This window comes from Photorhabdus akhurstii (assembly GCF_018448925.1).
Taxonomy (GTDB): domain Bacteria; phylum Pseudomonadota; class Gammaproteobacteria; order Enterobacterales; family Enterobacteriaceae; genus Photorhabdus; species Photorhabdus akhurstii.
On record NZ_RCWE01000017.1, the window covers coordinates 59,131 to 73,213 of the forward strand.

A 14,083-nucleotide genomic window follows, 5' to 3' on the forward strand; every position below is an offset into this window, starting at 1 on the left:
ATGAAAGGTAACATTGCTACAGCGGGAAATGTTCTTAAAGACCAAGCTCTCTCTCAGATGTCATGTGAAAATATAACTCATAATACGTATGATACATCGATTCCATCACGAATATGCGTTGTGGTGGGGGGAACAACCCTTGCGGTGTTTTGCGCCGAGCAAATTTTGGCGGCTGGGCATACCATACAAGCAGTGCTACCTACTGATACTGTTCTACAAACATGGGCTGCCCAACAAGGGATTGTTTGTGTGAACTCGGTTGATGCATTACAAGAACAAATCACGTCACAGCCTGTCGATTGGCTTTTTTCAATCGTTAACCCAATCATCTTGCCGGTGGCGCTCATTGAACAAATTCGTGGCGGGGCTTTTAATTATCATAATAGCCCCCTGCCACGCTATGCGGGTAGTCATGCAACCTCTTGGGCGTTGTTAGCTCGGGAGACACATTACGCTATTTCTTGGCACTGTATTGAAGGCGGTGTGGATACCGGCGATATTGCAGTGCAATGGCCGGTATCGATTGAGGAACAGGATAACGCTTTCTCGTTGAATCTGAAATGTTATCAGGCGGCTCAGGAAGGATTTGTTGAACTACTGAAAAATCTGGGGCGCGACGCACTGGTGACTTATCCTCAGGATCTCTCGCAACGGAGTTTTTATGCTCAGTCACGTCGTCCCGACTGGGGGGGATATTTGTGTTGGGAGCAGTCGGGAGAAGCTCTGTCAGCTTTAGTGCGGGCATTGGATTTTGGGGAGAATTATTTAAATCCATTGGGTTGCCCGAAACTGTTGCTGAAGCAGGGCCCGGTACAGATTTCTTGGCTTCAGCGGTTGAACACGTGCTCCGAAGGGTTACCCGGTACGCTGATTAGTGTGGAGGAGGATAGCTGGCAGGTGACGACCGGCAGTGAGGATGTGCGGATTGGGGGATTCGCTACCCTTGAAGGTCATTTGCTATCTGCCAGAGAGCTTGCCGATATATCGGAACTTAGACCGGGCAAACAGCTTCCTTTACTCTCCTCACAACAAGCGCAGAATGTAAAAGATACCCTTCAAACACTCGCGCCTAGTGAACCATTTTGGTATAAGCGTCTTGCCTCGTTGCAACCACTCCAGCTGCCTTTTGAAATGATTGGGAAACAGGCAGAATCCCTATGGGGAATCAGCCCCTGGCAGCCTCCACTGCCGAATGCTGGAGAAGACCCATTACAGACACTGTTGCAGGTATTCGTTATCTACCTTGCGCGTTTGACTCAGCAGACTAAATTCCAAATCGGCTGGTGCGTGGATGAGGCAAAAGATAAACCAAATATATTGACGGGGTTGTCATCGGTGGTGCCGATGGTTGTTGAGGTGGCGTTTGATAAGCCGTGGTCTATGGTAACTGATTGGATTGATAACGAGCTTGTCCGATTGGCGCGGCACCGCACATTTAGTCGAGATCTTCTTTCCCGTTCTCCTTCACTGCGGGCTATCCCGGCATTAAGAACAAGCCGACCGTGGCAGATCGCCGTTTCTATGATACAGGATGACAAATCGTATGATCAGTCGGTATCCGGCGAATTGTTGACGTTCCAGATGAATGCGCAGGGTGGTTTTCGCTGGATTTATGATGAAAATCGTTTGAGCTCGGAAGTTATTCTGCGGATGAGTGAACATTTGCAGGTGCTGGCGTCATCAAAAAGGATGAGTGGTGAAATCCCCGTAGGGCAGCTTAATTTGTTACCGGAGGCTGAACGTAGGTTGTTACTGGAAACCTGGAATGCCACTGAAACCGCGTATCCTGAGGCGTTATGCATTCATCAGTTGTTTGAACAGCAGGTGGAGAAAAACCCGGAGGCAACGGCACTGATAGCGGGAGATAAAACTTTCAGTTATATGGAACTGAATACCCGCGCCAATCGGTTAGCTCGACAGCTCATCAAACAAGGGGTGTGTCCCGGTGATCATGTTGCGTTTCTGCTAGAACGCTCGATGGAACTGGTGGTCGCTCAATTGGCGATTCTGAAAGCCGGTGCTGTTTACGTGCCGATAGATCCTAGTGTGCCGGATGAGCGGAAAAACTGGTTGATAAGTGATTGTGCCGCCAAATTACTGCTCGCCGGTACACAGTCGGATATTCCGGCTAACCTGGCTGTGCCGCTGCTTTGTCTCTCAGATGAGACAGACGCGGGCTGCGAGGAGGATCACCTTAACCTTGACTTACCGCGTTCCAGCACCGAGTTAGCGTATATCATGTACACCTCCGGTTCTACCGGGACACCCAAAGGGGTTTTGGTGCCGCATCGTGCGGTAGTCCGGCTGGTTATCAATAATGGTTATGCTGAAATCGGACCGGATGATCGAGTGGCTTTTGCCGCTAATCCGGCGTTTGACGCCAGCACGTTTGAAGTCTGGGCGCCGTTGCTGAATGGCGGCGCATTAGTGGTTGTCGATCACGCCACTTTGCTGACGCCGCAGGCGTTTGTCCAGGTTTTACAGATTCAGCGAATGACGGTTCTGTGGTTGAGTGTCGGGTTGTTTAACCGGCTGGCAGCGGAACTGTCTCCGGTTTTGCCGCAGATAAAGCTGCTGATTGTCGGCGGAGATGCCCTTGATCCTCATGTTATCGGCCAGGTACTGAATGCCGGTCCGCCACAACAGCTATTAAATGGCTATGGGCCAAGTGAAGGCACCACCTTTACAGCAACATACCGAATTAATGCAGTCGCATCAGGAGCGACCAATATCCCGATCGGCAGACCGGTAGCCAACACGCGGATTTATCTGTTAGATACCTATGGTCAACCGGTGCCGTTAGGGGTGGTCGGAGAGATTTATATCGGAGGAGATGGGGTAGCCTGTGGTTATCTTAATCGGCCTGAATTGACCGCCGAGCGTTTTCTTATCGATCCGTTCAGTGATAACCCGGATGCTCGTCTGTATCGCACCGGGGATTTGGCGCGTTATCTGCCGGACGGCAATCTGGAATTCTTGGGCCGAAACGATCAGCAGGTTAAAATCCGTGGCTTCCGCGTTGAACTGGGGGAAATTGAAGCCCGGTTAGCAGAGCATCCAACGGTGCGTGAGGCGGCGGTGTTAACGCTAGGCGATGGGCCGGACAAGCGGCTGGTGGCCTATGTGGCGGCAAAAGCTCATGACGGGCTGGTGAACAGCTTACGTGCTTATCTACAAGCTATTTTGCCTGACTATATGGTGCCGTCAGCCTTTGTGCGGCTGGATGCGTTTCCGCTAACGCCGAACGGTAAATTGGATCGTCGCGCACTACCGGCGCCTGATAGTGAAGCCTTTGCCCGTCAGACTTACGAAGCGCCTCAGGGAGAAACAGAAATTGCGCTGGCGGCGATTTGGCGTGAATTACTGGGGATTGAGCAGATAAGCCGGTATGACAGCTTTTTTGCTCTGGGTGGTCATTCGCTACTCGCGATACGGGTGGTTGAACGCCTGCGTCACTTGGGATTGACACTGACGGCGCGTGATCTGTTCCAGTTTCCGGTGCTGTCAGACCTGGCTCAAACATTGGGACAGCATCAGGCTGTGATAGTGCCGCCTAACGTTATTACGCCAACAACCTCAGAGTTGACGCCGGCAATGTTGCCGCTGATTGATTTGACTCAGGCTGATATTGACCGCATCGTCGGGCGGGTGCCGGGTGGGATCGCTAATATTCAGGATATCTACGCCCTATCGCCGTTGCAGGATGGTATTTTGTTCCACCATTTACTGGCAAACGAAGGTGATCCCTATCTGTTGACGGGGCAAATGGCTTTTGCTGATCGGGCGCTGTTGGATCGTTATCTGGCGGTGGTGCAACGGGTGGTTGATCGCCACGATATCTTACGTACCGCTTTTATCTGGCAAGGATTGTCAGTCCCAGCGCAAGTGGTCTGGCGTCAGGCCACTTTATCGGTGACTGAACTGGCGTTAAATCCAGTTGATGGCTTGGTCAGTGAACAGTTAATCCGGCACTTTGATCCACGTCAGCATCGTCTCGACCTGAGCGAAGCGCCGTTATTGCGTTTTGCCGTGGCGCAGGAAACTGATGGCCGTTGGATTCTGCTGCAATTGTTGCATCACCTGATTGGCGACCATGAAACAATGGAAGTCATGCACCGCGAAGTCCAGGCATATCTGGCAGGTCAGGAGGAGAGCTTGCCGGTGCCGGTACCTTTCCGCAATCTGGTGGCTCAGGCTCGGCTGGGGATGAGCCAGGAGGAACATACCCGCTTCTTTACCGAGATGTTGGCGGAGGTGGATGAACCGACGCTGCCGTTTGAGTTGACAGAGGTGCATCGTGATGGTTCACAGGTGACGGAATCTCACCGGATGTTGGCCCCAGAGTTGAATAGCCGTCTGCGCGGTCAAGCCCGGCGTTTGGGCGTCAGTTTGGCGGCGTTGTGTCATTTGGCTTGGGCACAAGTGTTGTCGCGCGCCAGCGGGCAGGAACAAGTCGTGTTTGGCACCGTATTGTTTGGGCGTATGCAGGCAGCGGATGGCGCCGACAATGGTATGGGGCTGTTTATTAATACCTTGCCATTGCGGTTGGATATCGATGAAACCCCGGTACGGGAGAGTGTACAGATTGCTCATACCCAACTCGCCGGATTACTGGCGCATGAGCATGCGTCACTGGCGCTGGCTCAGCGTTGCAGTGGGGTTTCCCGCGGTACGCCGCTCTTTAGCGCCCTGTTGAACTATCGGCATAATGCCTTATCGGCAACGTCAGATGAACTGATTGGCGGTATTGAATTCCTTGGCATACAGGAACGAACCAACTACCCGTTAGTGCTGTCAGTGGAAGATTTTGGCGATGCACTGGGACTGACAGCTCAGGTAGTGCAACCGTTTGAGTCAGAACGGGTATGTGGTTATATGCAACAGACGCTGGAGAGTCTGGTGGAGGCTCTTGAGCAAGCCCCGGATATGGCTGTTCGGGCATTGGAAATTCTGCCGGAAGCGGAGCGTACTTTGTTGTTAACAACCTGGAACGCGACGAAAACTGCCTATCCTGAGACGTCATGCATTCATCAGTTGTTTGAACAACAGGTGGAAAAAACGCCTGACGCGATAGCATTAGTGTATGAAGAGCAGACCCTCAGTTATGCCGAATTAAATGCCCACGCTAACCGGTTGGCTCGTCAGCTCATTGAACAAGGGGTGTGTCCCGGTGATCATGTCGCGCTCCTGCTAACACGCTCGATGGGGCTGGTAATGGCCCAATTGGCGATTCTCAAAGCCGGTGCTGTTTACGTGCCAATAGATCCCAGTGTGCCGGATGAGCGGAAAAATTGGCTGATAAGTGATTGCTCCGCCAGATTGTTGCTCACTGATACACGGGAGGATATTCCAGCGGATCTGGCTGTCCCGCTGTTTCGTTTTTCGGATGAAGCTGACACGGATAGCGAAGCAGATCGCATCAATCCTAACTTACCGCGTTCCAGCACTGAGTTGGCGTATATCATGTACACCTCCGGTTCTACCGGGATACCTAAAGGGGTCTTGGTACCGCATCGTGCGGTGGTCCGGCTGGTGATTAACAACGGCTATGCTGAAATTGAACCCGATGATCGGGTGGCTTTTGCCGCTAACCCGGCTTTCGATGCCAGCACGTTTGAAGTCTGGGCGCCGTTGCTGAATGGTGGCGCGTTAGTGGTTGTTGATCACGCCACTTTGCTGACGCCGCTAGAGTTTGTACAGGTTCTACAAGTTCAGCGAATTACTGTTCTGTGGTTGAGTGTTGGATTGTTTAACCAGCTAGCAGAAGAGCTATCTCCGGTTTTACCGCAGATAAGGCTCCTGATTGTCGGCGGAGATGCCCTTGATCCGCATGTTATCGGTCAGGTGCTGCGCACGAATCCGCCACAACAGCTATTAAATGGCTATGGGCCGAGTGAGGGCACCACCTTCACGACCACATACCGTATCAATGCAGTCGCGCCGGGAGCGACCAACATCCCGATTGGCCGACCGGTAGCCAACACGCGGGTTTATCTGTTGGATGCCTATGGCCAGCCGGTGCCGTTGGGGGTGGTCGGAGAGATTTATGTGGGTGGAGATGGGGTGGCCTATGGTTACCTTAATCGGCCTGAATTGACCGCCGAGTGTTTCCTTGTCGATCCGTTCAGTGATAACCCGGATGCCCGTATGTACCGCAGCGGAGATTTGGCGCGTTATCTGCCGGACGGCAATCTGGAGTTCTTGGGCCGTAATGATCAGCAGGTTAAAATCCGCGGTTTCCGTATTGAGCCAAAAGAAATTGAGGCCCGGTTAGCCGAGCATCCAACGGTGCGTGAAGTGGCGGTGTTGGTACAGGGGGAAGGTCAGAATAAACGGCTGGTGGCCTATGTGGTGGAATCAGCGGATGACGGGCTGGCGGACAGCTTGCATACTCACCTGAGCACTATTTTACCTGACTATATGGTGCCAGCGGCCTTTGTGCGGCTGGATGCTTTTCCGTTGACGCCGAACGGTAAGTTGGATCATCGGGCGTTACCGGTGCCGGACAATGAAATTGTTGCCCGTCAGGTTTACGCTGAGCCTCGGGGAGAAACAGAAATAGCGCTGGCGGCGATTTGGCGTGAATTATTGGGCATTGAGCAGATAAGTCGGTATGACAGCTTTTTTGCCTTGGGTGGTCATTCGTTGCTCGCTGTACGTATGATTGGACGCTTGCGTCACTTGGGATTGACACTGACGGCGCGTGATCTGTTCCAGTCGCCGGTGCTGTCAGATCTGGCGCAAACATTAGGACAGCATCAGGCTGTGAAAGTGCCGCCTAACGTCATTACGCCAGCAACCACAGAGTTGACGCCGGCAATGTTGCCGCTGATTGATTTGACTCAAGCTGATATTGACTGCATCGTCGGGCAGGTGCCGGGAGGGGTTGCCAATATTCAGGATATCTATGCTCTGTCGCCGTTGCAGGATGGCATTTTGTTCCACCATTTGCTGGAGAATGAAGGCGATCCCTATCTATTGTTCAGTCAGATGGCCTTTGCTGACCGGGCGCTGTTGGATCGTTATCTGGCCGCGGTTCAGCGGGTGGTTGATCGCCACGATATTTTGCGTACCGCTTTTCTCTGGCAAGGATTGTCAGTCCCGGCGCAGGTGGTCTGGCGTCAGGCCGCCTTATCGGTGACGGAACTAACACTGAACCCGGCTGATGGCCCGGTCCGCGACCAGTTAACCCGGCGTTTTGATCCGCGTCAGCATCGTCTTGACTTGAGGGAAGCGCCGTTATTGCGTTTTGTGGCGGCACAGGAAACCGATGGTCGTTGGGTCCTGCTGCAACTGCTGCATCACTTGATTGGCGACCATGAAACGATGGAAGTGATGCGCCGTGAAGTGCGGGCGTATCTGGCCGGTCAGGAGAAGAGCCTGACTACACCTGCGCCTTTCCGTAATCTGGTGGCGCAGGCCCGGTTAGGAATGAGTCAGGAAGAACATACCCGTTTCTTTACTGGCATGTTAGCGGAGGTAGATGAGCCTACGTTACCATTTGGGTTGACAGAAGTGTATCGTGATGGCTCGCAGGTGGCTGAATCTCACCGGATGTTGGCGCCTGAGCTAAATAACCGTTTGCGCAGTCAGGCCCGACGTTTGAGTGTTAGTCTGGCGGCCTTGTGTCATCTGGCCTGGGCGCAGGTATTGGCGCGTACCAGCGGGCAAGATCAAGTGGTGTTCGGTACGGTGTTGTTTGGGCGTATGGCTGCGGGAGACGGGGCTGACAATGGCATGGGGCTGTTTATTAATACCTTGCCGTTGCGGCTGGATATGGATGATACCCCGGTACGGGACAGTGTACAGGCCGCTCATACCCGATTAGCCGGATTGTTAGCGCATGAACACGCGTCACTGGCGCTGGCACAGCGTTGCAGTGGCGTTCAGGGTGAAATACCCCTGTTTAATAGCTTGTTAAACTATCGGCACAATACTTTGCCGGTAATGTCAGATGATTTGATGAGCGGTATTGAGTTTCTTGGCGCTCAGGAGCGGACCAACTATCCGTTAGTGCTGTCGGTGGAAGATTTTGGTGACGCACTGGGTCTGACTGCTCAAGTCGTCCAGCCATATGAGCCGGAACGGGTATGTGGTTATATGCAGCAGGTGCTGGAAAGTTTGGCGGATGCGTTGGAGCGAGCCCCGGACATGCCTGTTCGGGCATTGGAGATCCAGTCGGAAGCGGAGCGTACACTGTTATTAAGAACCTGGAATACAACGGAAACCGCGTATCCTGACCAGTTATGCATTCATCAATTATTTGAACAACAGGTGGAGCAAACTCCTGATGCGATAGCGATAGTATATGAAGGACAGGCGTTCAGCTATGCCGAATTAAATGCCCGCGCCAACCGATTGGCCCATCGGCTAATTGCGCTGGGCGTAGAGCCGGACCAGCGGGTGGCGATTTGTGTGGCGCGTTCACCGGCAATGGTGGTGGGATTGCTGGCGGTGTTGAAAGCCGGGGGAGCTTATGTGCCGTTGGACCCAACCTATCCGGGGGAGCGTCTGGCGTATATTCTGACTGATGCCGCACCCGCTATTTTGCTGGCGGATAACGCCGGACGTGCTGCGTTGGCTGAGCAGGCACTGGCAGCACTCACGGTACTTGACCCGAATGCGCCGCTTAACCTGCGGGACGATAACCCACAAATATCGGCATTAACCTCACGACATCTGGTGTATATCATTTATACCTCGGGTTCGACAGGGACCCCGAAAGGGGTGATGCTGGAACATCGCGGTGTCTGCAACTACCTGCTATGGGCGCGGAGTGAATACCTGGCTGAAAGGCAATTCGATAGTATCGTTTCGTCATCGCTAGCCTTTGATGCCACGGTCACCAGTCTTTACCTGCCATTACTGTGTGGCGGCAAGATCCACTTGCTCCGTGACGGGCAGGAGCTGGTTGAATTACTTCCCGCGTTGCTGTCAATGGAATCGGGCGCTCTGGTTAAGATTACTCCCGGTCATCTCTCTGCAATGGGGCAGGAATTGAAAACTGCGGGACGAACATGCCCCGCTCACTGCTTTATCGTGGGTGGAGAGACACTGCCCAGTTCCACTGTCGCACTTTGGCGAACATTATCGCCTGGATCACGTATCATCAACGAGTACGGCCCGACCGAAACCGTTGTGGGTTGTACCGTGTTTGATACCCATCATCCGAGCTGTTTTGCTGATAACGTACCGATTGGTCGCCCAATTTCCAATACCCAAATTTATATTCTCGATACCCACGGGGAACCGGTCCCAATGGGCGTCGCTGGTGAACTTTACCTTGGGGGAGTCGCTGTCGCCCGTGGCTACCTGAACCGGCCAGAGTTGACGGCTGAACGTTTCCTGTCTGACCCGTTTAGTGATAAACCCGATGCGCGGATGTATCGAACCGGGGATTTGGTGCGTTATCTGCCGGATGGCAATCTGGAATTTCTGGGACGTAATGACCAGCAGGTAAAAATCCGCGGTTTCCGTATTGAACCGGGGGAAATTGAAGCTCGCCTGACAGAGCACCCAGAGGTACGCGGAGCATTGGTACTCGCTCTGGATGATGGGCAGGATAAACGGTTGGTTGCTTACGTGACGGCGCCGGCGAATGACCAGTTGGTGAATAGTTTGCGTACCCACTTGAGTGCTCTGTTGCCGGGTTATATGGTGCCGGCGGCTTTTGTGCGTCTGGATGCGTTTCCATTGACCCCGAACGGTAAGCTGGATCGTCGGGCGCTGCCGGCACCGGGCGATGATGCCGTTGTCCGTCAGATTTACCAAGCGCCACAAGGAGAAATAGAGATAGCGCTGGCGGCGATTTGGTGTGAAGTCCTGGGGATTGAACAGATCAGCCGACATGATAATTTCTTTGCCTTGGGGGGGCATTCATTATTGGCGGTACGGGTGATGAACCGGGTAGCCGCGTTGGGTATTGAATTGCCGCTAACCACCCTGTTTAAGTCTCCTTCGTTAAGGGCATTTGCTGAGGCTATGCAGACTCGGAAGGAGCAACCGGATACTATCCTGCCAGCTATTGTGCCGATATCCCGTGAAGGGGAATTACCGTTGTCATTTGCTCAACAACGCTTGTGGTTCCTGGCACAGCTTGAAGGCGTCAGTGAGACTTATCATATTCCTATGTCCCTGCGCTTGTGTGGTGAGTTGGATATCGTGGCTTGGCAAAAGGCGTTGGATGCCTTATTTGCCCGTCATGAGGCGTTACGTTCGGTCTTTGTCTCTGTAGATGGTCAGCCACAAGTGCGTCTGTTGGAACCGGATAGTGGCTTACTGTTATCTCAATATGATCTGCGTGGGGTTCCGGATGCGGATGGGGTTCTTGAGCGTTTGAGAGTGGAGGAAGCTCATGCATCATTTGATCTAGACAGTGGTCCGCTTATCCGCGCCTGTCTTATTCGGATCGCCGATGATGAATATCAATTTTTGCTAACTCAGCATCACATTATTTCCGATGGCTGGTCTGCCAATGTGCTGGTAGAGGAACTGAACGCACTCTATACGGCGTTTATGGACGGGCAATCGGATCCGTTGCCGCCGTTGGCGATTCAATACCCGGATTACGCCGCCTGGCAGCGTCAGTGGCTGTCGGCTGAACGTATTCAGGTTCAGTCTGACTATTGGCGTACCATGTTGGCTGATGCGCCGGTTCTGTTGGATTTGCCCACTGATCGGCCCCGTCCGCCGGAGCAGTTGTTTGCCGGACAGGCTGTGCCGGTTAATCTGGATGTGGCGTTAACAACCGCCCTGAAACGCCTGAGTGAGCAGCAGGGCGTCACCTTGTTTATGACGCTGTTGTCTGCTTGGGCTATAGTTCTGTCTCGTCTGTCAGGTCAGGAAGATGTGGTAATTGGCACACCGAGTGCCGGCCGTAGCCGTCAGGAAGTGGAGCCGTTGATTGGCTTCTTTGTCAATACACTGGCGTTGCGCATGGACTTATCCGGTGAGCTGACTGTGACGGAATTACTGGCGCGAGTTCGGCAAACCGCATTGACGGCGCAGGAGCATCAGGATTTACCGTTTGAACAGGTGGTGGAAATCGTGCAACCGCCGCGCCGACTAGCACATACCCCGTTATTCCAGGTGATGTTCGCCTGGCAGAATAATGAAAGTACGGAATGGGGATTACCGGGGCTGGAGGTATCGCCGGTCGATCAAGCCGTTGATGTTGTTAAGTTTGATCTTGGGCTCAACTTGTTAGAAGAGGAAGGCAGGATTGTTGGCGCATTGAGTTATGCCACCGCTCTGTTTGATCTATCGACAATGGAACGGCAAGTGGGATATCTGCATACGGTGCTGCAAGCGATGGCGGCTGATCCCCAACAGAAAGTCGGAGAAATTGATATTCTGTCTCCGGCAGAGCGCAGGTTGTTACTGGAAACCTGGAATAGTACGACAACCGCCTATCCTGAGACGTTATGTGTTCATCAATTGTTTGAACAGCAGGTGGAGAGAACTCCAGAGGCAGTAGCCTTAGTGTGTGAAGGGCAGACCCTCAGTTATGCTGAATTAAATGCTCATGCTAACCGGTTGGCTCATCAGCTGATTACACTAGGGGTAGAGCCGGATCAGCGGGTGGCGATTTGCGTGTCGCGTTCACCGGCAATGGTAGTGGGATTGTTAGCGGTGATGAAAGCGGGCGGGGCTTATGTGCCGTTAGACCCGGCTTATCCTAGCGCGCGTCTGGCACATATTCTGACTGATGCTGCCCCGGCCGTGGTGCTGGCGGATAAGGCTGGCAGGATTGCACTAAGCGAGGAAGCGCTGGCTGGATTAACGGTACTGGACCCCAATATTTTGCCTAACCAGAGCGACAGCAACCCGCAGATATTTGGGCTGACTTCGCGGCATCTGGCCTATGTGATTTATACCTCCGGTTCTACTGGTGTGCCCAAAGGGGTGATGATTGAGCACCGCAATACGGTTAACTTTTTGCATTGGGCTCAGCAGGCTTTTGAGGTGGAAGAGATCCGCGAAGTGCTTTTCTCGACGTCGATAAATTTCGACCTGTCCATTTTCGAATGTTTTATGCCATTGTGCTGTGGTGCGGCGATTCGTCTGGTGGAGGATGCCCTGTCATTGATGCAGCATACCCTGCCGGTGACCTTGGTCAACTCAGTCCCGTCTGCAATGAAGCCGTTATTGCAGGCTCAGGCGCTGATGGCGTCGGTTCATACCGTTAATCTGGCGGGGGAACCGCTTAAAGGCGCTTTAATTGAACAAATTTTCAAAGAAACGCAAATCCAGCGGTTATGTAATCTCTATGGCCCTTCTGAAACGACAACCTATTCTGCCTGGTTGCCGATACAGCGAGGTGACCGGATTATTGAAAGTATCGGTCGCCCGATAGCTAACACCCGCCTTTACTTATTGGACGAATATGGTCAACCGGTGCCGTTAGGTGTGGTGGGGGAAATTTATATCGGGGGTGCGGGGGTAGTGCGTGGCTACCTCAACCGCCCAGACTTGACGGCGGAGCGGTTCCTGATGGATCCGTTTAGTGATGTGCCGGATGCCCGGATGTACCGCACCGGGGATTTAGCCCGTTATTTGCCGGACGGCAACTTAGCATTCCTGGGCCGTAACGACCAGCAGGTTAAAATTCGCGGTTTCCGTATTGAGCCGGGGGAAATTGAGGCCCGGTTGGTGGAACACCCGGCGGTGAGTGAATCTGTCGTATTGGCGCAAGGGGAAGGGCAAGAAAAACGGCTGGTGGCCTATGTGGCGGCAGAAGCTCACGAAGGGTTGATTAACAGTTTACGCGAACATTTGAGCGTTCAGTTACCCGACTATATGGTACCGGCGGCCTTTGTGCGGCTGGATGCATTGCCATTGATGCCGAACGGTAAACTGGATCGTCAGGCACTACCGGCACCGGACAATGAAGCTGTTGCCCGTCAGGTTTACGAAGCTCCCCAGGGAGAAACGGAAATGGCTCTGGCGGCGATTTGGCGTGAAATCTTGGGAATTGAGCAGATCAGCCGGTATGACAATTTCTTTGCCTTGGGAGGCCATTCGTTGCTGGCGGTACGGGTGATGAACCGGGTAGCCGCTTTGGGTACTGAACTGCCGCTCACCACCTTGTTTAAATCTCCTTCGTTAAGGGCGTTTGCTGAGGTTATGCAGGCTCGGCAGGGGCAACCAGATACTATCCTGCCGGCTATCGTGCCGATATCCCGTGAAGGAGAATTACCGTTGTCGTTTGCTCAACAGCGCTTGTGGTTCCTGGCGCAGCTTGAGGGTGTCAGTGAAACTTATCATATCCCAATGGCCCTGCGTTTGTGTGGTCAACTGGATATCATGGCCTGGCAGAAAGCGCTGGATACCTTATTTGCCCGTCATGAAGCGTTACGCTCGGTCTTTGTCTCTGTAGATGGTCAACCGCAAGTGCGGTTGTTAGCACCGAACAGTGGCTTACTGTTATCTCAATATGACCTGCGCGGGCTCCCGGATGTTGACGTTGTTGTTGGGCGTCTGAGCGTGGAGGAAGCCCATGCGTCATTTGATCTTGAAAGTGGCCCGCTTATCCGTGCCGCCCTCATCCGGCTCACCGATGATGAATATCAGTTTTTGCTGACTTTACATCACATTATTTCCGATGGTTGGTCTGTCAATGTGCTGATACAGGAACTGAACACGCTCTATATGGCATTTATGGACGGGCAATCCGATCCGTTGCCGCCGTTGGCGATTCAATACCCGGATTACGCCGCCTGGCAGCGTCAGTGGTTGTCGGCTGAACGGATTCAGGTTCAATCTGACTATTGGCGTGCAATGTTAGCCGATGCGCCGGTTCTGTTGGATTTGCCTACTGACCGGCCCCGTCCGCCGGAGCAGTCGTTTGCCGGGCAGGCCGTGCCGATTAACCTGGATGTGGCGTTAACAACCGCCTTGAAACGCCTGAGTGAACAGCACGGTGTTACTTTATTTATGACGCTATTATCAGCCTGGACGGTGGTTCTGTCGCGTCTGTCAGGTCAGGACGATGTGGTGATTGGCACCCCGAGTGCCGGCCGTAGTCGTCAGGAAGTGGAGCCGTTGATTGGCTTCTTTGTCAATACGTTAGCATTGCGCATGG

General features: G+C 53.2%; 1 protein-coding gene (cut by a window edge). It reads left to right on the plus strand.

Annotation, left to right across the window (positions count from 1 at the left end; all coding sequences use genetic code 11):
- Window positions 1–14,083: the start of a non-ribosomal peptide synthase/polyketide synthase gene (locus tag EAE93_RS16755; protein ID WP_214040157.1), read on the plus strand. The gene runs 25,511 nt beyond the window's last position; 14,083 of the gene's 39,594 nt are visible here — the first part of the coding sequence; it begins with the start codon at window positions 1–3; its stop codon lies beyond the right edge, outside the window.